The sequence below is a fragment of the Streptococcus infantis genome (assembly GCF_964243025.1).
GTDB classification, from domain to species: Bacteria; Bacillota; Bacilli; order Lactobacillales; family Streptococcaceae; genus Streptococcus; species Streptococcus infantis_N.
In genome coordinates this window covers 136,421-160,151 of sequence record NZ_CAXTDJ010000001.1, presented here as the reverse complement: position 1 = coordinate 160,151, position 23,731 = coordinate 136,421, and the positions used below count along the sequence as shown (strand labels likewise).

Here is a 23,731-nt window from a genome sequence, read left to right as displayed (position 1 = left end):
CTATTCAAACAACTGATAGTAATCTGAAATTTTCATCTTGGCTTTTTCATCCTTGTTTAAATCTTGGATGATTCGTCCTTCCTTCATAACAATGAGACGATTTCCATACTTGAGAGCATCTTCCATATGGTGGGTGATCATAAGCGCAGTCAGCTTATCCTTGCTGACAAAGTCACCTGTCAATTCCATCAAGGCTACACTTGTTTTAGGGTCAAGGGCTGCCGTATGTTCATCCAACAAAAGGAGTTCAGGACGTTTCAAGGTTGCCATCAAGAGGCTCAAGGCCTGTCTTTGTCCACCTGACAAGAATTCAATCGGTGTATCCAAGTGTTTTTCTAGACCATTTCCGACTTTCTCAATGGTTGCTTGAAATTCTTCTTTGTAAGCTGAGAGTCTTCTCGGAAAAAGTCCACGTTTTTCACCACGAAACTTTGCAATCAAGAGATTTTCTGCAACCGTCATACGAGGGGCAGTTCCCATCTTAGGATCCTGAAAGACACGAGAAAGATACTTGGCGCGTTTTTCAGGGCTAAAATGAGTCACATCCTCTCCCATGATGCGGATACTACCACTAGTCAATGGTAGCGTTCCAGCTATACTATTAAAGAGAGTCGATTTACCTGCTCCATTTCCACCCAAGATTGTGATGAAGTCATGTTCATAAATATCAAGCGAAACATCGTTTAGGATAATCTTTTCTTCATCAAATCCATTTTTCACAATTTTTGTGGCATTTTTCAATTCTACAATCGCTGTCATTTGCTTAACTTGACTCCTTTCAAGTATTTATCCTTAAGGGTTGGAATGACTAGACAAGTTGCTAGGATAAGAGCACTGTATAGACGGAGGTAGCTAGTATTAAAGCCAAGAGCAATGACTCCCCATACCAAGAATTGGTAACTAATAGAACCAACAACAATAGTAACCAGACGTTCTGCTAATGTAAGACTCTTAAAGAGTACTTCACCGATAATTAAGCTTGCAAGACCAACTACGATAACCCCGATACCACGAGAAACATCTGCATAGCCTTCTTGTTGAGCGATAAGAGCGCCAGCAAGTGCGATCACACCATTTGACAATACCAAGCCCATCAACTCCATACGTCCAGTATTGATACCAAAACTACGAGCCATATCTGGATTATCTCCTGTTGCGATATAAGCTTGTCCCAATTTAGTATCTAGGAAGAAAAGCATAAGAAGGATAACCAAAGTCACAAAAATCAAACCTGTAAATAATTGATTAACCTCAGATGAGAAAGGAAGAACGTCCTGGATTTGTTTAGTTCCTAAGAGCCCAAGGTTTGCCCGTCCCATAATCATGAGCATGATAGAATGGCAAGAAGTCATCACCAAAATACCAGACAAGAGTGTTGGAATCTTTCCTTTCGTGTAAAGAAGACCAGTCGCTAAACCTGCAAGACAGCCTGCTCCAACAGCTACTAAGGTAGCAAGAAAAGGATTGACACCTTGTGTAATTAGTGTTACTGCTACCGCTCCGCCAAGCGGGAAGGAACCCTCGGTTGTCATATCTGGAAAGTTGAGGATTCGAAAGGTCATAAAGATTCCCAAACCTAGAATAGCCCAGACAAATCCTTGTGAAATAATCGATACTATCATGTTACATTCATTTCCTTCTTTTAAAAATTGGAGGAGATGTCTCCAACTCCTCCTTTATTCTTATTCGATTACTTGACCAGCTTCTTTAAGAACTGATTCAGGTATAGTGATTCCAAGTTCTTTAGCAACTTTTTTATTGATAACGGATTTACCAGTTGAGAAGACATTAACTGGTGTATCTGCAGGTTTTTCACCCTTCAAGACTTTAGCGATCATCTTACCAGTAGCCACACCAAGATCGTGTTGATCAACAACTACTGATGCCAAACCACCTGCCTCTACCATAGCAGTTGCACTTGGGTAGATTGGTTTTTTAGCTGTTTGATTACTTGATACTACAGTTGAGAACGCAGATGCGATTGTGTTGTCAATTGGAACCCAGATTGCATCCACTTTTCCAGTCATGACATTTACTGTAGAAGCAATTTCGTTAGTAGACGGAACTGCAAAAGTTTCTACCTTCAAACCAGCTTTTTCAGCGTAAGCCTTGAACTCTTCAACTTGTGATTTAGAGTTATCTTCGCTACTTGAGTAAAGAGCTCCAACTGTCTTGACATCAGGAGTCAATGTTTTAATCAATTCAACCTGTTGTTCAGCAGGGTTATGGTCAGATACCCCTGTGATGTTTCCACCTGGTTTTTCCAAGTTTTGTACAAGGTTAGCTCCAACTGGATCTGTAATAGCTGCCATGATAACAGGAAGGTCTTTTGTTGCACTTGCTAGACCCTGAGCTGCAGGTGTCGCAATTCCGACAACAACATCATTTCCATTTGACACCAATTGTTTACTCATTGTGGCAACCTTACTTTGATCACCTTCTGAGTTCATAAAGTCGATTTTAACTTGATCACCTTTATAGCCTTCTTCAGCAAGTCCATCTTGGATACCTTGGTAAATCAAGTCGAGTGATGGGTGACTGACGAACTGTAGAACACCAACCTTAGCTGTTTTGTTAGCTGTCTCGGTTTTAGTATCTTGTTTCGTTAAGTTAGAGTAGACCAAGCTTCCTCCAACTACAAGTGCTAGTGCTGCAATAATACCAATTAAACGTTTATTCATATCTATTTCTCCTTATTTCACTTAAACTTAGTAATGTTCATGTCACTTTCATTATAACTTTACCAAGCGTCGCCATCGTTTGATTTCCATCATTTTTTCCTCCCCATAGAAAAAGTCCTCACACAAAAAACTTGTGTGAGGACGTCGATGCGCGGTGCCACCTCAATTATAGGAATTATTCCTATCGCTCTTACTCGCTTCACGAGTTGCACTATAAGGTGTGCTCACCGAATTCTTATGATTTCAAATTCTTAATAACATCCAGCCCAATTTCATCATCTTCTTCTATCTGTTTCCACCAACCACAGACTCGCTAAAAAAATTCAATGATTACTTTCTGAATGCTTAAATTATATCATTTTACTAAAACTTGTCAAGGATTTTCATGAATTATTTTAAAAAATTATGAAAATTCCTACGGTTTTTGGAAAATATTGCTTTTATTAACCTGAATTACGTAATCCTGTAGCAATTCCGTTAATGGTCGTATGAATCAATCTTTCCTCATGTGAGGACAACTCTCCGCGACGTTGACGCTTAATCAACTCTAACTGAATGTAGTTAAGAACATTGAAATAAGGCATGCGGTAATTTAGACTGTCTTTCAAATAAGTGTTTTCTGCCAAGAGTTCTTCATGACCTTCGATAGCCAAGATAACGTTCTTAGTCAATTGCCATTCATCCAAAATAGTATAGTAGATTGCTTGTACTTCTTCACTTTCACAAAGTTTAGCATATTCAAAAGCAATATTCATATTTGATTTTGATAGAACCATATCAACGTTAGATAGGAGTGACTGGAAGAAAGGCCAATTTTGATACATGTCACGAAGATATTCAATATTTTTTGGATCTTGATCAATAAATTCCTTGAAACTTGAACCAACACCATACCAACCTGGGAACATGACACGACTTTGTGACCATGAGAATACCCAAGGAATGGCACGTAGACCACCAATTTCAGTGATTGTTTTACGTGCTGCTGGACGAGAACCAATATTAAAGCTTGAGATATTCTTGATTGGACTAGATTCAAAGAAATAATCGTAGAAATGATCATTTCCAAATACTAGTTCACGGTAGATATCATAGCTACGACTGACTACTTGGTCCATGATCGCCTCATAGCGATTTGATGTATTAGTATCACTCTTCTTCTGTGTAATCATACGGTTGATAGCCGCTGATACCAACATTTCCAAGTTATAGTAGGCTGCATCCTTGTTTCCATATTTATTTCCGATAACTTCACCTTGTTCAGTTAATCGAATGCGGTCCTTGATTGATTTGAGTGGTTGAGAAGCAATGGCGTCATAAGTAGGGCCACCACCACGACCAACAGTACCACCACGACCGTGGAAGAAGGTTACTTTGACTCCAAATTCATCACCGATAGCGGTTAATTGTTGTTGAGCTTTGTATAGAGTCCAACAAGATGATAGATAACCACCATCCTTATTACTATCAGAGTAACCTAGCATGATTTCTTGATAATTATCTTTTGAAGCAATCCACTTCTTAGCAAGCGGTAAAGAGAAATACTTTCTCATAGTCTCTTCAGAATGATCCAAGTCCTCAATTGTTTCAAAGAGAGGCACGATTTGAACACGTGCTTTTTCAGCATCAACAAGACCGACTTCTTTCAGCATAATCGCCAATTCTAACATATCAGACACGCTGGTTGCATGAGAAATAATCGTTTGACGAATGACGTCTTCTCCCAAACGATCTTTTAATTCACGTGCAGTTTGGAAAATGGCTAATTCTTTTTCAAGAAGTTCAGACTTTTCAGCATGAGTAGCTGACAAGATTCGAGGGTCTTCTAATAGTTCATGTAAAAGCAACTCGCACTTCTCATCTTCTGAAAGATCGCTATAATGGTCATTAATTCCAGCAGATGCTAACAATTCAGCAACACAGGCTTCATGAACACTTGAGTCTTGGCGCATATCGATAGATGCCAAGAAGAAACCAAAGACTTCAACAGCCTCCAAAAGCTCGGCAAACTCTCCAGTAAGCAAAGCCTCTGCCTTATTTTCAAGCAATGAATCTTTAATGATAGCTAAGTCTTGTTTAAATTCTTCAATTGTTTCGTAGTAAGGAGGACGATCTTCAGCCAATTCTTGAATGGCTCCTGAGAGACGGTTACTAATATAGTCAGTAACCACTCCTTGTTGATGTCCTTGAGTTCCAAAGAGTCGTTCAATGTGATGGCGTTCATCTGCTGATGAGCCTACAAGAGCCCACTCTTTCAAATTTAAAAGAGTTTGAATTAATTTTGATTGAATAAAGTGAAAAGCCCGACGATAAGGTTCTTTCTCGCGGAAAACAGAAGTATCTTGAGATTGAGCTGCCATTTCTTCAACAGCCTTACTTGTCTTAGATAAATTAGTAGAAAGAGAGAAAGTACGGTAGAGACTAGAAATCTTACTGATGTAGTAGTTTAAGATCACTTCACTTTGAATGGTAGCCGAACGCATGAGTGTTTCAGCAGTTACAAATGGATTGCCATCACGGTCTCCACCAATCCACATTCCCATGGTGATAGGTTTTGCTTGTTTTAGGTCAATTCCCTGCTCTTTTGCAAGACGCTTATACTCTAACATTAGATTTGGTACAGCTTGTAGGAAAGAACTATTGTAATATTCCATCACGTTTGTAATTTCATTCGTTACTTTTAGTTTCTTCTCACGAATCATATCCGTCTGCATGATAATCTCAATGTAGCGACGAAGATCATTGTGCCATTTTTCTTTGTTAATAAGTCCCATTCTCACATCACGGTATTTACGCAAGAGAGTATGGATATGATTAGTCAAGTCCAGCATACTCTTACGTTGAACCTGAGTTGGATGGGCTGTTAATACTGGCACCACGTTCAGATGTTCAAGAATTTCAGCCGCATTTTCTTTTTCAGCAACCATTTCAATGGTTGTTGACAATTTACCAAGATAATCTTGATCAATATTGTTTAGATGGTTAATCTCATAAGCTAAGTCTACGTCTTCGGAGATGTTAATCAAAAGTGGTAAAATAGAGAAATATCTAGAGATGTAGACCATTTCATCATTTGAAAGGCTTCTCACTACCTTATCTAGTCCTTGATAGTCTAGATTTGATGATAGCTTCTTCAACTGCATAATCTTGTCAAAAGTCTCAGCAGGAAGCATATTTTTCGTGATATCTTCAAGTAAATCTGTCAAGATTTGAACTTCTTCTTGGACTACAGTTTTGTTTCTGTTATTTTCTAGTTTTTGAAGAGACATATTTTTCTCCTTGTCACATTTTCTTAGAGCTGTGCTTCATATTCGCTGTAGAGTTTTGCACGTTTTTCACTAGCGTCAATATTTAACACAAAGGCGATAGCTACTGAAAGAACCAGGAGACTATTCCCCCCTTGTGAAAGGAATGGGAATGTTACACCTGTTGAAGGAATCAATCCTGAAATCCCTCCGATATTAACGAATACCTGAATTAAAATCATTCCACCAATACCGATTGCTACCATAGAGTTGAACGGATCTTTTGCCCGTACCCCCACTAAAATAATACGAAGAATTAGGAAGAATAATAGAGCTAAAATAAGACTGGCACCAACAAATCCAAACTCTTCAATCACAATAGAGAAAACAAAGTCCGTGTGTGCCTCAGGTAGATAGCCTCGTTTTTCGATAGAGTTTCCTAATCCTAGCCCAAACCATCCTCCATTTACCATAGCATAGTATGAATTCGCCAACTGGTGTCCTGCACCAGCGACATCATCAAATGGATTAAAGAAAGCACTGAATCGTTTAGCTACGTATCCAAATACTGGAATCTTAGAAAACTTATCAACACCAACAAGCTTAATGGTTGATAGAGAAACAAAGGATAAACTGGTCAATACTCCAAGAATAGTTGCAAACCATCGGTGAGCTATCCCACTAATTGAGTACATCAACAATGCTACCAAAAAGAGAATTGTAGCATTTCCAAGGTCAGGGAAAATAGCCAAACTACCAATCATGACTAAAAGTACAAATCGCCAATCGTTAAACGCTCTAGGCAACCATTGGTTTTGAGTTAAAACTTGGAAATCATAAACGGCAATTTCTTCTTGTTGTTTTGAAAAACGTTGAGCCAAGTACCAAATGATGATAATTTTCAAGTATTCCGCAGGCTGAACAGTAATAGGTCCTACTTTGATCCAACCGTAAGCACCATTGATGGGAATCCCAATCAAACGTGCTAAAGCTAGTAACACTAACTCAGCAAACATAACGATAAATAACAAACGTTCGTTTCGAAGAAAACCAAGTTTCAGCTTATAGATTACTGCAATAAGCAACAAACTAACGATCCAAAACAAGCCCTGATTTCGAACTAATTGAAAGGCGCTCTTACCCTCCTGAATCAAGGATGCACTCGTTGTTGAATATACCACTATCAATCCCAGAACGGATAAGAGAATATAGGGTACTAAAATAGAGTAATTCAACAGGTGCCTTTTACTAATTTTCATATTTCACCATCTACTAAATTTTTAATTTTCTATTAATTCTAGTTTTACATGCTATTATACCACTTTTTAGACTAGAAAAAAACTCTTATCCGTTAAAGCCTAGAATTTAAGCTTTTAGAATTCACAAACATTTATTTACATTTTTGACTTTTAGCTAAGAAAACTTCAAAAAAACTCTACCTTTCAAGAGTAGAAAGATAGAGTTTTCATCTTTAGTTTGAAGATGTTGTTGTCGTTTCAGCTGCAGTTGTTGTCGTTTCAGTTGCTACTGATGTAGTTGTCGTTTGAGTTGTTGTATCACTTTGAATGTACTGAGTAAAGATATTTTGGAAGGCTTGATCTTTAACCTTGATATTTGCTGCCTGCAACTCTTTACTAATTACACCTTGAACAAAGGTAGCATCATTTTGTTTTTGAGTCAGGATAACTGTCTTCAATTTTTCTTTATAATCATCGATATTAGAAGATTTTTCAGTTTTCTTAGTCAATTTCACAATATAGAAACTGTTTGAATAAGCTTGTGTACCTGGAGCTGTGATCACATCAGAGATTCCATCAACATTAAGGGCAAAGGCTGCTTTTTTAACAACGTCTGGCAATTCTGTTGATGCAGAGTCAAAAGTGATTTCTCCACCATTTGCTTTTGTCTTTTCGTCAGTTGAATTATCTTTAGCCAATTGTGCGAAGTCAGCTCCAGATTCTTTAGCTTTAGCAAGAACTTCTTTAGCTTTATCTTCACTATCAAGTTTAATAATTTGCGCAGTTACTTCTGGTGTGTACTCATCGTAAGCTTTTTTGTAGTTCTCATCTGTCAATTCAGCTTCTGCAGCTTTCTTAACAGCATACTCAACCAATTTACTTGTACGAATCTGAGCCTTACGACTTTCAGCTGTCATACCAGCACGAGAAAGAACGATTTGATAGCTATCACCATATTTCTTCTGTTCTTCTGCTACAGCTTCTTCAACTTCTTTATCACTTACTTCAGAACCATATTGTTTTTCAAAAACTTTTTGAATAGTCATGTTAAGTAAGACTTGTTGAGCAGTTGGATTATTCTTAACTTCTTCAAAGAATTGATGTTCAGTGATTACATCACCTTTCATGCTAATTAAATCAGCTCCTTGAGAACTAGTTGAACATGCAGCTAAAGTAGCTACTGACAACAATGTAACGGCACCAGCCAATAATTTTTTCTTCATGTTTACTCCTTTTTATACACTAGATAAATGTTTACCTTATCTATTTTACTAAATTGTCTTAAAAATATCTGAAATTAATCAACATCAGGCAGTTCAATTTCTGCTTGATTCTTTCTTAGCATCAAGATTCCATCTCCAAGAGGAACTAGACTAGCTGTTAATCCCGGATTGTTTAGAGTTGCGTCAAATAGTCTTTGCAAACCACGATAAATGGTTCGTTGCCCGCGTCGGACTTCCATAATATCCTTAGCAATGTCTCCACCTTGGAAAATATCATCCAAGACAACTACTCCACCAACCTCAAGGTGTTTTAGGATTTCTGGCAAAAATACGATGTATTTGGATTTTGCAGAATCCATAAAAACAAAATCATAGGTCTCTGTCAATGTTGACAAAACGTCTACCGCATCGCCTTCCAAAAGAGTGATTTGTTGGCGATTATCAAACTTGGCGAAATTTTCCTTGGCAAAACCAATCATTTCAGGATTTCTGTCAATGGTTGTAATTTTAGCCTCTGGGGCATGTTGAGCCATCAAAAGTGCCGAAAAGCCAATTGCCGTTCCAATTTCTAAAATACTTTTTGGTTGAATTGTTTCCATTAGGAAACGGAAATAAGCGACTGTTTCATGAGGAATGATAGGAATATTCTCCTTGCGAGCAAAGTTTTCTAGTTCTTTTAAAGAACCAGTCACCTGCTCTTGTCTGTGGCGCATAAATTCCACAATCTCATCCTTAACAACAGGCCGTCGCATGTTATGGTTAGCATTTTTACTGTATGACTCAACCATCTTATGCCAATCCTAATTTTTCAACAAGGGCTTCGAACTCATCCAAACGGCGTTCAAAGACTGCAAAGGCATCATTAAGATAGTCTTCTTTTTCCATATCAACACCAGCTTTTCGCATGATATTTAGAGGGTAGTCTGACTTCCCAGCCTTGAGGTAATCAATATAACGGTCACGATCATCTTGACTACCGTGAACAATCTTTTCAGCCAAGGCCGAAGCTGCTGCAAAGCCTGTTGAATATTGATATACATAGTAATTATAGTAGAAATGAGGGATACGAGCCCACTCGTACTGAATTTGAGGATTGTCTTCCTTGCTCAAACCATAATATTCTTGGTTCAAGTCAGCATAGAGATTGTTTAAGAACTCGCTTGTCAAGACTTCACCATTTTGATCGGCTTGGTGAATAGCATGTTCAAATTCAGCAAATTGAGTTTGGCGGAACACTGTTCCACGGAAACCATCCAAGAAGTTGTTGAGAATAGCAAAGCGTGTTGCGTCATCTTGAACTTCTTGCAATAATTTTTCAGTTAAGATATTTTCATTGGTTGTTGAAGCAATTTCTGCCAAGAAGATTGAGTAATCTCCATATACATAAGGCTGGGTTTCACGCGTGTAGCTAGAATGCATACTATGACCTGTCTCATGTACTAGAGTAAAGAGATTGTCTAGGTTATCTTGCCAGTTAAGAAGCATGAAGGCATTAGTATCGTAGGAACCACCAGAGTATGCACCTGAACGCTTGCCTTGGTTTTCATACACATCAATCCAACGTTCGCTAAAGGCGCGTTTAACACGACTCAAGTAATCCTCACCAAGAACAGCCAAAGCTTCCTCTGCCTTCTTCAAGGCTTCCTCATAAGTAAAGCTGTATTCTACTGAAGACAATGGTGTATAGACATCGTACATTTTAAGGTCTGGAATACCCAAGATTTTTGAACGAAGTGCGAGATAACGATGCAATAATGGTAAATGCTTACGAACAGCAGATACTAAGTTGTCATAGACACTTTCTGGAACAAAGTTGGCCGCAAGAGCTGCTTCACGCGCACTCTTGTAGCTCCGAACTTTTGTACGGTAGTTTTGTACTTTTACATTGGTCTGCAAGGTTTTAGCGTAAGTATGCTGGTATTGTTCATAGGTAGAGTATAGTGCTTCATAAGCACCACGACGAACTTCACGGTTCTTAGATTCTACTAAGCGCATATAGACGCCGTGTGACAACTGCACTTCATTTCCATCTTCATCTTTAACAAATGGAAAAACGATATCTGCATTATCTAAGATAGCGAAAGTTTCACTAGCAGCACCAAAGATTTCACCAGCACCTGCTAACAACTCTTCTTCACGTTGTGAAAGGACATGTTCCTTATTTTGCAACAGTTTATCAAAGAAGTGTTTATAAGGCTGGAGTTTTGGTTCTTCTGCTAAAAAGTTTTGATACTGCTCTTCAGTAATTGCCATAAATTCTGGCTCATAGAAAGAGAATACCTGGTCGAGTTGACTATAAAGAGTCATTGCCTTTGCATAGTATTCTTGATATTTAGCAACTCGTGTATCCTGGTCGTTTTTCATATGAGCGTAGACATAGAGTTTTTCAAGACGACGGCTCAAATCCAAATAACGCTCTGTAATGTTAAGAAGGCTTTCTGCGCTATCCAAAAGATGCCCTTCAAGTCTAGCTGCTTCTTTTGTATCCTCGGTTAATAGGGCTAATTCTTCTTCCCATTTTTTGTCTGTTTCAAAGATCGTTGATAGATCCCATGTATCTTTTTCATTGATTTCATTTCGTTGTAATACCATAAATTTCCTCCATCCTTTCTATTCTACCATATTTTTCGAAAAATAATGCTGATAAAAGGCAGGTGGATAGAGCTTTTGTTGCTGATTTTGTGGATTCAGTTCATAATAAGCCTGAAAGTTACGGTAATAATCATATAGATTTTGACTTATCTGACAAAAATGACCATGTTCTATCGGCCTTACTTGGGGATACCAGTCCTGAGTCTTCAAATTTAATAGGTTTTCTCCTCTCAAGTAAGCTTGAGCTTGTTGTTTCATCCAATAGGGATTTTGATAGTAGAGCTGTTTTTGAATGTAATGACAAATATTCTTGTCCTGTTCGACAGAAAAAGCAGTTAACTCATGCTGCTGGTAGGGACTACGTAAAATTTCTAGGAGATTTCCTTTGCCATAAGAAAATTCCTTGAGCTGATAATAGAGTTTCCCTTTCAAATCTTGGTGAAGGAGGTACTTGAGCCTCAAAACTTGTTTTTTATGGTCTAACTCCCAAAGATAAAATCCCATATTATGACTAAAATAAAGAAAATCTCTTTGAAGTTTAGTTAGTCTCTCTTTTAGCCAGAGCTTTTCTCCCAGTAGCCAAAGAACTTGAATTCCCAAACTTCGATAACCATTGCTTCTCTCCCGTAAAAGTTCGCAAGAAATAGGACTACACTGAACTTCCAGTGCTAATTGCTTATTGATGAGGATATCTGCGATTTGCTTCAGTTCAGGAATAGGGTATTCCATTTCTGCTTCAGCATCTTTCTTAGCCCAATTAAAAAGTGCCACCTTATTCTCCAAATGTTCTGGTCCTTCGTTCTCATAATAAAAATCACAACTTTTTAAACTTTCATGCGCAAAATGAGTCCTTACATTTTTCCCTTTTCTCAAGCGAACACTTGCACCACAAGCTGGACAATAATAAGCTTGTTTCTTTACTTCATTCTCTAACGCGTTGATTAAATAACCTTTTTTATCTCTAGCTAGAAACATATATCCCCCTTTTCTACTTTATTCGAAAAGGATAAGAAAAGAGAGTGGGACAGAAATCGGAAATTTGTTAGAATTCGATTTCGTCGTCCCACCTCCGCACAGTTGAGTAGGGTTGTAAAAGCTGATGAAATCAGCGTAGTAGAGCCCACTCAACCACTGCGTCTTGCTCGACAATCCAAAGACAATTGAGAGTCTAGAACTATTATCCCAGACTCTTCTGCACTATAACATCTAGTATTATTTACGTTTGTTCTTCATATATTTCCGTAACATGGGAATAAGATTCTGTATTTGATCCTGCTTTATCACCATTACACCATATTCCTGACAACGATGACTGTAAACTGGGTTAATCTTACCTGAACAAACAATCATTTTCAAACAATTATCACCTGCAAAATGATTGGCATAAACCTCAAGTTCGTTAATAGCCTCAACTGCTAGATCTGTCATTTTACAAGAAATGAAAACTACAGAGTGACCTTTACGAAGAATAACATCAATCTCATTTTGAACATTGTCTGCCTCAGGGAAAATCCCATTCCAGTCAATTTCAGTACCAATCATACATTCATCAAAATACTCTGATTCGAGGGCTAGTAAATAGATATACAATTCTAAAATATGCCCTTTTGTTCGACATAACAGATGTGCTTCTGGTGTTGGAAATGTATAAGTGACAGTATCTGTTGTTTCCTCTTCTACTTTCAATAAATTAGCTTTTGTGAACAAAGGAATCAAGCTACTGGGGTAAGAATAAATTTTTCCATTACTCTCCAAAACTTTTACTGTTTCAGCGTGAAAATCATTTGTTTTTGCCAGTGCAAAGAATTGGGTAATCTGATACCATTTTTCAGGATTTTCGATAGCATATTTGGCCAATTTTTTAATAGCTAGCACTTGCTTATTAGAATGCTGAGGCCTTCTTGATTTAAGGATTTTTCCACCACGTAAAGCTATCAATTGTTCAATGGATAAACTAGGAATCTCTAATTTTTTATCATAAATCTTATCCCTTTCCCAGGCATACTGCATTCCTTGTTCTACATCCATAGCAATAATGGGAATACCTTTCTCCAAACCATACTGATATAGAACTATTGCTAATAGATTATCTCCACCAAAAACATCGATGGTCACCGTCTCAAAATCATTGATAAATACGTCTAATTCCTGGCAGATATTTTCTAGGTGGAATTGTCGAAAATGTACTTGTTTTAAGTGTGGAACTTGTTCCATTAGAAAATGCTTCAAGGATAGCTTTTCTTCCTCAGAAATTTTTCTTGTAGAAAGGTATAAAATCTCATCGAAATCACTGACAAAAGCTTGGTAGACATTTTTCTCAATGCTATGACGATCGTATAGTTCAATTAAAAGACTAGTCATCTTAAGACCTCCTAGACAAAAAAGTCTGAAAGAATAATGGTCGATCAGAATCGTTTTAAAACTATCACAATTCTGATTAATTTCATCGACTTCTCCTACTTCTAGTATAGCATAAATTGAGATTTCCCTTTCTTATTAGGGTAACAAATAAGGAATAGAAAACGACCGCTCTCTATCCCTTTTATTCATTTATTTTACTTTTTTAGCCAACATTGTTGCAAAACGTAGTTGGATACGATTTCCGTTTTCATCGCGACGGTGGAGATGGCCAGGATTTTCATTGTACTTCACTAATTCCCAGTCCTTGTAGTAATTTGCCAACTCACCCTCTTTGAAGGTAAATGGGAAATGAACAGAACATGGATAATCTTCTGTATCCATAGCACACACAATCAAATTGTAACCTCCAATTGAGGTTTGTTCCTGCATGTTTTGAATAATAGCTGGAATGCGATCTGCTTGTAAAAACATCAGAACAACCGTTGATACGATAAAATCATAAGTTTGGCCAATGCTAGCTGAATTGATATCGTAGATACCGACAGGCATTTCTAAATCTTCTTGCTCCACAATGCTTTGCAAGATTTCAAGAGATAGCTCATTTTGATCTACAGCTGTGATATCAAAGCCATGTTGAGCTAGAAAGAGTGCATTTCTTCCTTGACCACATCCTAGGTCTAGTGCCTTACATGGTTTTACTGTATCCATAGCTTCTAAGACTTCCGAATGGACTGGATTAGTATTGTATTTCTTGGGGAAATAATCCTCTGCTTTACAATAAAATTCCAAGTACCATTCCACATCATCTGTGGCTGCTTCTACTCTGTGCCAGGCTTGAGGTTGCGCCATAGGATTATCAGCACCTGCTTCAAAGAGATGCTCAGCTATAATTTCTCCCTCCTCAGTCAATTCAATAAACTTAAGAGTCCCTTTTAATACGGTAATCTTGCCCCAGGTTCCGACCTTAGTATTGTGTTTTCTTTGAACAGCCTCTGGCATGGTGTCTTTATTCCAGACAGGCATGCGTTTGTAGGCAACTAGTTTTTCCATATTCTTCACTCTTTCTATCGATGGTTAACAGCTTTCATGACACGCGCAATATCACGATCTTGCTCGCGGCGTTTGATAGACTCACGTTTATCGTAATCATGTTTCCCTTTTGCAAGTCCTAAAAGAAGCTTGGCGTAACCATCTTTGATATAAACTTTAAGAGGAACCAAGGTCATACCTGTTCCTTTAGTTTCTTGCTCCAATTTCTGGATTTGTTTTTTATGTAGGAGGAGTTTTCGACGACGTTCTGGCTCCTGGTTCCAGATATTGCCCTCTTCATAAGGAGCGATATGCACATTGCTCAGCCAAACTTCCCCATTTTTCACTTGGGCAAATCCATCCTTCAGATTGATGCGAGCAGCTCGAACACTCTTGATCTCAGTTCCTGTCAGGACCATTCCTGCTTCTAGCGTATCTACGATTGTATAGTCGTGGTGCGCCTTTTTATTTTGCGCGACGACCTTTCCCTCGCCCTTTGCCATGCTTGGCTCCTTTCTTTGCTACTTCTTTGTAAAAAGGTTTCTTGCTTTTTTTCTTCTTGTCTTTTGGAGAATGCTTGCGCTTATCACCTAAGCGACCAGATTTTCTCTTGTCTTCTTTCTTATCTGAACGACGCCCTCTATCCTTACGACCAGAGTCTTTCAAACCTTTTTCAATGACATCAAATTCACTTGGAATAAAGGAGAAATCAATCTCGCCAGTCATCTTATCGGCTCTTTCGACACGAATACGGATCTGCTGTCCCACTCGGAAAGTGATTCCTGATTTCTCCCCACGGAGGGTTAAATCGCGTTCATTAAAGTGGTAAAATTCAGGTAGATTGGTAATGTGAATCAAGCCTTCGACTGTATTTGGCAATTCAACAAAAAGACCAAATTTAACAATACTTGAAACAACTGCATCATACTCTTCACCAACATACTCTTCCATGTACTCAGCTTTTTTCATAGCTTCGACTTCACGCTCTGCCTCGATAGCACGGCGCTCACGGTTGGAAGACTGGGTAGCAATCTCTGGAATGACTTGTTCAAAATGATCTGCTACATCCTTAGAACGTCCATAGTCACGAATCATCCGGTGAACAAGAAGGTCAGGATAACGACGAATTGGGCTAGTAAAGTGAGTGTAGTAGTCTGCAGCTAATCCATAGTGACCGTGATTATGCTCAGAATAACGAGCCTGCTGCATCGAACGCAGAAGCATCATGGACAATACATCCGCATATGGCTCGCCTTCAACAGCACACATGATGTCTTGAAGGGCTTCCTGACTTATCTCACTAGCAGTTCCATAGATACGCAATCCAAAACTTGAAGCATAATCAATAAACTTCTGAACTTTTTCAGCTTTAGGTTCCTCATGGATACGATAGATAAAAGGTAAATCAAGCTTGCTAAAGTGCTCGGCAACTGTTTCGTTAGCAATCAACATAAAGGACTCAATCATACGTTCAGCAACGCCACGATGACGAAGAACAATATCAACTGGCTTGCCTTTTTTATCTACCAAAATCTTAGCTTCATTGGTATCAAAATTTAAAGCACCACGCTTAATTCGCATACTTTCCAAAGTCTCATGGAGCTTGGCCATAAGTTCGATACTAGGAACAATTTTCTTATAGTCTTGTACCTTCTCCTCATCACCTGCTAGGATGTCATTGACATCACTATAAGTCATACGGAAACTTGTTTTGATAACGGTCTGTGTAATCGTATAATTACGAACACGACCATTTTTATCAATTTCCATAATAGCAGACTGAGTCAAGCGGTCCACTTGAGGGTTAAGAGAACAGATTCCGTTTGAGAGGCGCTCTGGCAGCATTGGAACTACACGGTCTGTCACATAGACAGAGGTCGCACGATTAAGAGCTTCCTTGTCTAGAGCAGATCCCTCTGTCACATAGTAGGAGACATCGGCAATGTGAACACCTAGTTCGATATTTCCATTTTTTAATGGTTTGATATGAACAGCATCATCCAAGTCCTTAGCATCCGCTCCATCTATGGTAAATGTAATTTCATCTCTCAGATCTAGACGTCCGTTCAAATCCGCTTCAGATGGTGCATCTGGAACGCTCTCTGCTTCCTTAAGAACAGCCTCTGGAAACTCTGACACAATGTCCATTGATTCCAAGACCTCGAGGACATCAATCCCTGCATCTGTAGAATGTCCAACAACATCTAGGACACTAGCGACAAAGAAATCATGTTTCTTACTTGGGTACTTATCAATAAAGACCTTGAGAACTTCTGTACCGTCTAATTGAATGGCTGGCTTTTTAACATAGATTGGTTGACTAATTTTTTGATTTTTTGAACGGATGTAACCTGCATACTTTGGCTTTTCCTCATCAAGAACAATTTGACCAACAACCGTTGTCAAACTGTGTTCTAAAATATCGATAATCTTAGCTTCAGCTGCGGTTCCTTTTTGACGATCCGCAACCTTCTTGATTACAATTTCAACAGTATCGCCATCAATGGCATAGTTAACATCATTTTTTCCTACAAAAAGATCGTCTTCCTCGCCTTCAAGACTAACAAAGCCGAAGCCATTTTTATGGGCATGAAAAGTTCCTTTAAGAGTAATCTCGTGTTTCTTCTTTTGGTCCAAGGTGAGACTACCATCTTCTTCAAAGCGAATTTGGTGTTTTCTCTCCATCAGGGACAAGGTTTTAATGAGCTCTCGAAAGTCCTTGGAACCATCCTTTCCAAGAGCTTGGGCCAAGTCATTTACAGTGACTCGTCCCTTTTCTTTTAAATATTCTTTTATTCTATCTTTCATGTTTTCTTTCTAGATTGTTAAATTTTTTTGGTGTAAATCCTTATTTCTTTAAAAAATAAAAATAGGCAAAGACCTAGTCCCGCCCATTATTTTCTTATCTACTTGATAATATCGTCAATGCTAAGGCAATGGCTAGCCAGAAAAAGACTAAGATTCCTGTCAAACGTTGCATTACGGCTTCAAAACCACGCGCTTTGCTACGTTCAAACAAATCACCTGAGCTGGCATCAAATACATTGCTAGATTGATTTTTAGTTGGTTGCATAAAAATTGCAATCACAATCACAACAGATAATACTAATAAAATGGTTAATAATAGGTTATACATATCAAACTCCTTAAAATCCCTATTATTCTACCATAATTTCTACTTAGATTCAAGATGTAGAGTCACTTTTCTTTCTTTGGGACAATACTTTAAGACTTCAATCTTATCTGGATGTGTTTTGGAGTTCTTACTGGTTAGATAATTCATGCTGCCACAAGAGGAGCATTTTAGATTAATTTTTACACGCACTAGATTTTTTGTATTTGATACTATTTCAATCTATGATGATTTGGACAAACAATACCAAAATTCTCCTTCCTAACAATGTTAATTTATAGACACATTTCTTCAAGCAACTGAACTACTTGAGCTATCAACTGTTCCTGATTTCCATTATTATCTAGACTGTGACTAGACAGACTAATTTTTCTTTCTAAAGGCCATTGAGAATTTAAACGGGATTCAGCTGCTTCTTTTGAAATTTGGTCCCGTTTCATTAATCGCTCCATTTGAACATCACGATTTACATAGACTAGCCAAGTTTCGTCAAACCATGAAGCATAGTTCTGCTCAAAAAGTAGGGGGATATCCATGAAAAAGAGAGCTTCTGTCTTAGCAAACTGATTTCGTAATGCAGCTAACTCCTCACGAATAATCTCACCTTGGATTCTCTTAGACCATTCTTGCTCTTCAGGATTTGAAAAAATAAGGCTAGCAAGTAAGGGGCGATTCAGTTCACCATTTTCAAGAAGGATTTTCTCCCCAAAATGCTCCACTAAAACCTGATGCAGTCGTCCACCAGGATTTTGTAGTTGGTGGACGACTGCATCCGCATCTACAACTTGAAATCCTTTTTGTCTTAAAAATTCTGTGACAGTGGACTTACCTGACGCAATACCACCGGTGATTCCGATTATTTTTCCCATCACTTTCTCCTTTGACACTTAGGACAAAAGTGGGTTCCACGACCACCTAATTGAATTTTTTCGATGATGGTTTCACAACGCGAACAAGCTTGACCTGCCTTGTCGTATACTTGATGGAATTCCTGCATGGTGCCATCTTCCCCAAATGCATTGGTATAAGTGCGAATTGTTGAACCACCCTTTTCAACCGCCTGACCTAAAACATTGATCGTTTCATCATGGACTTTTCTAGCCTCTTGTGCTGTTAAACTATTAGAGGTTCTAGAAGGATGGACTTTCGCTCTCCAAAGAACTTCATCAACATAGATATTTCCCAACCCTGCAACCAAAGTCTGGTCGAGAAGATGCGATTTGATTGGTTTTTTAGATTTTTTCAAGGCAAGTTTAAAACTCCCTAAATCAAAATCCTTCTCAGTCGGTTCCGGACCAAGTTTTTTTGAAATAAAGTAAGAATCCAAGAGTTCGGGTGCTAACAGTTCCAAGGTACCAAATTTACGAACATCCTCGTACACCAAAGTACCACCATTCTCAAAATGAATCAACACATGAGCATGTTTGCGTTCTGGCACTTGGTCTGGATAATAAAAATACTTGCCTTCCATTCTCAAATGAGAGATTAAAACTTTGTCGTCTAAATAGAAAAGTAAATACTTGCCACGACGTCCCATTGATTGAATGACTTGACCAGGCATTTCCTTCTGAAATTGCTCCAAATCTGTCTTAATCATCTTAGGATAGTGAATCTCAATGTTTGAAATTTTCTTCCCTAGGATCAATTGTTCCAGACCACGTCGGACAGTCTCAACTTCTGGTAATTCAGGCATAGCCCCTCCTTCTCTAAAAACAAGAAGCAGGCTCCTGCCCACCTCTTCTTAATATTCTTTTTCGTTGTAACCAAAATCGGCAAGATCTAATTTCTTATCGCGCCAATTTTTCTTAACCTTAACCCATGTTTCTAGGAAGACCTTGTCTCCTAGCATGAGTTCGATATCTTTACGAGCCATGGTTCCAATTTTCTTGAGCATAGCACCGCCTTTACCGATGATAATCCCTTTTTGGCTGTCACGCTCGACCATAATGGTTGCTCGGATATGAACCTTGTCAGTCTCTTCATCTCGTTTCATAGAATCAACCACTACTGCAACTGAGTGTGGAATTTCCTCACGCGTTAAGTGTAACACTTTTTCACGAATCATCTCTGATACTAGGAAACGTTCAGGGTGATCGGTGATTTGATCTGATGGGAAATATTGGAAACCTTCTTCTAAGTTTTCGCTCAAAATATCAATCAAACGCGAAACATTATTTCCTTGAAGGGCTGAAATCGGAACAATTTCCTTAAAGTCCATCTGATTACGGAAATCATCGATTTGAGCCAAGAGTTGATCTGGATGAACCTTGTCAATCTTGTTTACCACAAGAATGACTGGTACTTTAGCAGCCTTGAGGCGTTCGATGATCATATCGTCACCCTTCCCACGTGGTTCATCTGCTGGCACCATAAAGAGAACTGTATCGACTTCACGAAGAGTGCTATAGGCAGACTCAACCATGAAATCTCCAAGGGCAGTCTTAGGCTTATGAATCCCCGGTGTATCGATAAAGACGATTTGTTCCTTATCCGTGGTGTAGATTCCCATAATCTTGTTACGCGTCGTCTGCGCCTTATCACTCATGATGGCAATCTTTTGCCCCATGACATGATTCAAAAAAGTTGACTTCCCGACGTTAGGACGTCCTAAAATGGCTACAAAGCCTGATTTAAATGTCATAGTTACCTCTTTAGTGTTTTAAAATAGCAAATCCCAAATCCTAGGGATGAAAATGATAAGTCCAGTCACTGCAGCAAATAAAGACACAACAAGAACTGCACCTGCTGCCATGTCTTTAGCCTTCTTTGCAAGCATATCGAAGTGATAATGGCTAGCCAAATCCACTACATTTTCAATAGCAGAATTCAAAATCTCAAAAGCAATTACTAAAAAAATGCTTAATAGGAGAAAGAGCCATTCAATTCTCGAAACTTGAAAAACAATGCCTGCAAGTAGAACTAAGAGAGAAGTCACTGCATGCTTTCTCATATTACGCTCTTCTTTTATGGCAGTAAAAATACCTGTCAGGGCAAAATCTAAACTTGAGAGCAAGTCGCGATTCTTCCATTTTCGTTTATTGTCTTGTGAGTCCATAGGCTGTTAAAATTTCTTCTTGTAAACCGAACATCTCCGCTTCTTCTTCCGGAGTGTAGTGATCATAACCGTTTATGTGTAAAAAACCGTGCACAGCTAAAAAGCCCATTTCACGTTCGAAACTATGACCGTACTCTTCAGCTTGCTCATGCGCTTTATCAATTGAAATGAATAACTCGCCGATATAAGAATCAAATTCTGACATCATTTCTGCTAAGTCAGGATCTTCTGCCAAATCCTCTTCGTCAAAGGTAATCTCTAATTCAGGTTTGTATTCAAGGCTAATAACATCTGTTGGACGATCTGTATCTCGATACTCTAAATTGAGCTCATGACTGCGTTCATTGGTCACAAAAGTGACTGCCATCTCCTTGTCTTCTTTTCCAATCTTTTTAGCAGCAAATTCTAAAATTTCTTGAGTTTGCTTTAAAATTTCTTTAGAAACCTGACCAGTTTCATCTACCATTTCAATATACATGCGTTTCTCGATTCTCTTTACTTGGCTTTATTATACCATATTTCTATGATTTTATTCTACCTTTTTGATATAATACTATGGAATACATTCATAAGGAGAGAACCATGTCATTTGATGGATTTTTTTTACACCACATGGTTGAGGAATTGCGAGCTGAACTACTAAACGGTCGCATTCAAAAAATTAATCAACCTTTTGATCAAGAATTGGTCTTACAAATCCGTAGCAATCGCCAAAGTCATCGTCTGCTCCTTTCTGCTCATCCTGTTTTTGGACGCATCCAGTTGACAGAAACGACCTTTGAAAACCCTGCTCAACCTTCTACCTTTATCATGGTTTTAAGGAAATATTTACAGGGTGCTGTTATCGAGTCTATCGAGCAGATTGAAAACGATCGAATCGTTGAAATCACTGTTTCTAATAAGAATGAGATTGGGGACGATATTCAAGCCACCCTCATCATTGAGATTATGGGTAAACATAGTAATATCCTCCTCGTAGATAAGTCTAGCAACAAAGTTCTTGAGGTTATCAAACACATTGGTTTCTCTCAAAATAGTTACCGTACACTCCTACCTGGTGCAACTTACATAGCCCCACCAAGTACAGAGGCCCTCAATCCTTTTACCATTAAGGATGAAAAACTTTTTGAAATCCTACAAACACAGAAATTGACAGCTAAAAACCTTCAAAGCCTCTTTCAAGGTTTAGGCCGTGATACGGCAATTGAATTAGAGAATTTATTAACTGATGATAGACTTTCTAAATTTCGTGACTTTTTTAAGCAAGAAACCAACCCATGCTTAACTGATAAGTCTTTTTCTTGTGTCCCTTTTTCAACTAAAATTGAAGGACATTTTTCAAGCTTATCTCAACTTCTTGATGTTTTTTACAAAGATAAGGCAGAACGTGATCGTGTCAAACAACAGGCTAGTGAACTCATTCGTCGTGTTGAAAATGAATTGCAAAAAAATCGTCAAAAGCTTAAGAAGCAAGAAAAAGAACTGCTTGCTACTGAAAACGCTGAAGAGTTCCGACAAAAAGGCGAGTTACTAACGACTTTTCTACATCAAGTTCCAAATGACCAAGACCAAGTCGTCTTAGATAACTACTACACCAATCAGCCTATCACGATTTCTCTCGATAAAGCTTTAACACCAAATCAAAATGCTCAAAAATACTTCAAACGTTATCAGAAGTTAAAAGAGGCTGTTAAATATCTGACTGAATTGATCGAAGAAACAAAGGCTACTATTCTCTATCTCGAAAGCGTCGAAACAGTCCTCAACCAAGCTGGGCTAGATGAAATTGCTGAAATTCGTGAAGAATTAATTCAAACAGGCTTTATTAGAAGACGCCAACGCGAAAAAATTCAAAAGCGTAAAAAGCCAGAGAAATATCTGGCTAGCGATGGGAAAACTATTATTCTCGTTGGACGAAACAATCTTCAAAACGAGGAACTAACCTTTAAAATTGCACGCAAAGAGGAACTTTGGTTCCATGCTAAGGATATCCCAGGAAGCCACGTGGTCATCTCAGGAAACCTCAATCCTTCTGACGAAGTCAAGACAGATGCTGCAGAACTCGCAGCCTACTATTCGAAAGGACGTCTTTCTAATCTCGTTCAAGTTGATATGATTGAGGTTAAAAAACTCAATAAACCGACTGGTGGAAAACCTGGTTTTGTTACCTATACCGGGCAAAAAACTCTTCGTGTTACACCTGATTCCGAGAAAATTGAATCCATGAAGTTGTAATATCAGTCTTATTTTAAAAATATTATTACTTCACTTTTACACAAAAATAGGAGGGGAGCTCAATGCTACGGCATATTAAACCAACTATAACTATTATATTCGGAGCTGCTATCTTCGCCTTCGGACTTACTTATTTTGTTGTTCCACATCACTTGTTCGAAGGTGGAGCAACAGGGATAACCTTGATTACCTACTATCTCTTTAATATCCCTATTTCGCTGATGAATATCTTAATTAATATCCCTCTCTTCCTACTAGCTTGGAAAATATTTGGACTAAGATCACTGTATTCCAGTCTACTTGGAACCATTGCCGTCTCCGTCTGGTTAGCTATCTTTGAGAAGATTCCTCTTCAGTTTAACCTTGAAGGAGATCTCGTTGTGGTTGCTTTAGTAGCTGGTGTCCTCCTAGGTGTTGGACTTGGTGTTATTTTCAACGCGGGTGGAACAACTGGTGGTACTGATATCGTCGCTCGTATCCTTAATAAATACACCAATATCTCTGTTGGAAAATTGCTTTTTGGACTTGATTTTCTGATTCTAATGTTGATTTTAATCATCTTCCAAGACCTACGTCTTGTAACCTATACTCTCTTATTTGACTTCATCGTTTCAAGAGTTATTGACTTAATCGGTGAGGGTGGATATGCTGGAAAAGGATTTATGATTATCACTCAAAAACCGATGGAATTAGCCGATAAAATTAACGAAGAACTCGGTCGTGGTGTTACCTTTATCTCAGGACAAGGCTACTATAGCCAAAAGGACTTAAAGATTATTTACTGTATTGTCGCAAGAAATGAAATCGTGAAGATGAAAGAAATGATTCATACAGTTGATCCGATGGCCTTTATCACTATCACGGAAGCTCACGAAATCCTTGGAGAAGGGTTTACTTTCCCAGCAAGAGACGAGGTTTCTTAACCTTAAAATAAAAAAG

General features: G+C 38.4%; 22 protein-coding genes and 1 other annotated feature. Of the genes, 2 read left to right on the top strand and 20 right to left on the bottom strand.

The annotated features are described in order from the left end of the window. The 20 genes from ACESNQ_RS00745 to ybeY form a co-directional block, all read right to left on the bottom strand. Positions 1–759, bottom strand: a complete 759-nt coding sequence (locus ACESNQ_RS00745) for an ABC transporter ATP-binding protein (RefSeq protein ID WP_373074259.1) — start codon at positions 757–759, stop codon at positions 1–3. Beyond that, complete coding sequence (locus ACESNQ_RS00740) at positions 756–1,622, bottom strand: ABC transporter permease (protein ID WP_036752806.1); 867 nt, start codon at positions 1,620–1,622, stop codon at positions 756–758. Before ACESNQ_RS00740 ends, ACESNQ_RS00745 begins: the two co-directional genes overlap by 4 nt. A gap of 60 nt (positions 1,623–1,682) precedes the next feature. Beyond that, the gene (gene trpX, locus ACESNQ_RS00735) at positions 1,683–2,681 is read right to left on the bottom strand and encodes a tryptophan ABC transporter substrate-binding protein (RefSeq protein ID WP_373074257.1); all 999 of its coding nucleotides are present in this window, start codon (positions 2,679–2,681) and stop codon (positions 1,683–1,685) included. A 134-nt stretch (positions 2,682–2,815) separates the two neighbouring features. Next, positions 2,816–3,030, bottom strand: a binding site (T-box leader). A 94-nt stretch (positions 3,031–3,124) separates the two neighbouring features. Further along, positions 3,125–5,950 carry a phosphoenolpyruvate carboxylase gene (gene ppc, locus ACESNQ_RS00730; RefSeq protein WP_373074255.1) on the bottom strand — a complete coding sequence of 942 codons (2,826 nt, stop codon included), beginning with the start codon at positions 5,948–5,950 and terminating at the stop codon, positions 3,125–3,127. Between the two features lie 23 nt (positions 5,951–5,973). Then, entirely contained in the window at positions 5,974–7,185 is a 1,212-nt protein-coding gene (gene ftsW / locus ACESNQ_RS00725; RefSeq protein WP_373074253.1) for a cell division peptidoglycan polymerase FtsW, read from the bottom strand. Positions 7,186–7,397: 212 nt separating this feature from the next. Further along, positions 7,398–8,387: a peptidylprolyl isomerase PrsA gene (gene prsA, locus ACESNQ_RS00720; RefSeq protein ID WP_373074251.1), complete on the bottom strand. Its 990-nt coding sequence runs from the start codon at positions 8,385–8,387 to the stop codon at positions 7,398–7,400. Between the two features lie 74 nt (positions 8,388–8,461). Continuing rightward, positions 8,462–9,175: an O-methyltransferase gene (locus tag ACESNQ_RS00715; protein WP_373074249.1), complete on the bottom strand. Its 714-nt coding sequence runs from the start codon at positions 9,173–9,175 to the stop codon at positions 8,462–8,464. A 1-nt stretch (position 9,176) separates the two neighbouring features. Then, a complete protein-coding gene (pepF, locus tag ACESNQ_RS00710; RefSeq protein WP_373074247.1) occupies positions 9,177–10,979 on the bottom strand; it encodes an oligoendopeptidase F in 1,803 nt (600 codons plus the stop codon). Positions 10,980–10,997: 18 nt separating this feature from the next. Continuing rightward, positions 10,998–11,954, bottom strand: coding sequence for a competence protein CoiA (locus ACESNQ_RS00705; RefSeq protein ID WP_373074245.1), 957 nt, complete (start codon positions 11,952–11,954; stop codon positions 10,998–11,000). A 237-nt stretch (positions 11,955–12,191) separates the two neighbouring features. Next, positions 12,192–13,340 (bottom strand): PDDEXK family nuclease, encoded by a 1,149-nt coding sequence (locus ACESNQ_RS00700; RefSeq protein ID WP_373074243.1) that lies wholly within the window; start codon positions 13,338–13,340, stop codon positions 12,192–12,194. 189 nt (positions 13,341–13,529) lie between these two features. After that, the gene (gene tehB, locus ACESNQ_RS00695; protein WP_373074241.1) at positions 13,530–14,390 is read right to left on the bottom strand and encodes an SAM-dependent methyltransferase TehB; all 861 of its coding nucleotides are present in this window, start codon (positions 14,388–14,390) and stop codon (positions 13,530–13,532) included. 14 nt (positions 14,391–14,404) lie between these two features. After that, entirely contained in the window at positions 14,405–14,872 is a 468-nt protein-coding gene (gene smpB / locus ACESNQ_RS00690) for an SsrA-binding protein SmpB (protein WP_001051741.1), read from the bottom strand. Beyond that, positions 14,835–17,177 (bottom strand): ribonuclease R, encoded by a 2,343-nt coding sequence (gene rnr / locus ACESNQ_RS00685; RefSeq protein WP_373074238.1) that lies wholly within the window; start codon positions 17,175–17,177, stop codon positions 14,835–14,837. Before rnr ends, smpB begins: the two co-directional genes overlap by 38 nt. A gap of 94 nt (positions 17,178–17,271) precedes the next feature. Continuing rightward, on the bottom strand, positions 17,272–17,505 hold the full coding sequence (secG, locus tag ACESNQ_RS00680; protein ID WP_373074236.1) for a preprotein translocase subunit SecG: 234 nt from the start codon (positions 17,503–17,505) through the stop codon (positions 17,272–17,274). A 39-nt stretch (positions 17,506–17,544) separates the two neighbouring features. Then, a complete protein-coding gene (gene rpmG, locus ACESNQ_RS00675) occupies positions 17,545–17,694 on the bottom strand; it encodes a 50S ribosomal protein L33 (protein ID WP_007519517.1) in 150 nt (49 codons plus the stop codon). Positions 17,695–17,777: 83 nt separating this feature from the next. Further along, entirely contained in the window at positions 17,778–18,371 is a 594-nt protein-coding gene (gene coaE, locus ACESNQ_RS00670; protein WP_373074234.1) for a dephospho-CoA kinase, read from the bottom strand. Continuing rightward, positions 18,371–19,195, bottom strand: coding sequence for a DNA-formamidopyrimidine glycosylase (gene mutM / locus ACESNQ_RS00665; protein ID WP_373074232.1), 825 nt, complete (start codon positions 19,193–19,195; stop codon positions 18,371–18,373). Before mutM ends, coaE begins: the two co-directional genes overlap by 1 nt. A gap of 48 nt (positions 19,196–19,243) precedes the next feature. Then, the gene (gene era / locus ACESNQ_RS00660) at positions 19,244–20,143 is read right to left on the bottom strand and encodes a GTPase Era (RefSeq protein ID WP_004252648.1); all 900 of its coding nucleotides are present in this window, start codon (positions 20,141–20,143) and stop codon (positions 19,244–19,246) included. A gap of 18 nt (positions 20,144–20,161) precedes the next feature. Beyond that, positions 20,162–20,557, bottom strand: coding sequence for a diacylglycerol kinase family protein (locus tag ACESNQ_RS00655; protein ID WP_004252647.1), 396 nt, complete (start codon positions 20,555–20,557; stop codon positions 20,162–20,164). Continuing rightward, on the bottom strand, positions 20,538–21,035 hold the full coding sequence (ybeY, locus tag ACESNQ_RS00650) for an rRNA maturation RNase YbeY (RefSeq protein ID WP_368909702.1): 498 nt from the start codon (positions 21,033–21,035) through the stop codon (positions 20,538–20,540). Before ybeY ends, ACESNQ_RS00655 begins: the two co-directional genes overlap by 20 nt. Before the next feature lie 104 nt (positions 21,036–21,139). Here ybeY and ACESNQ_RS00645 point away from each other — a divergent pair, with 104 nt between their 5' ends. Next, a complete protein-coding gene (locus ACESNQ_RS00645) occupies positions 21,140–22,792 on the top strand; it encodes an Rqc2 family fibronectin-binding protein (RefSeq protein ID WP_373074229.1) in 1,653 nt (550 codons plus the stop codon). 62 nt (positions 22,793–22,854) lie between these two features. After that, positions 22,855–23,715, top strand: a complete 861-nt coding sequence (locus tag ACESNQ_RS00640; RefSeq protein ID WP_074324730.1) for a YitT family protein — start codon at positions 22,855–22,857, stop codon at positions 23,713–23,715. The last annotated feature ends 16 nt before the right edge of the window (positions 23,716–23,731 follow it).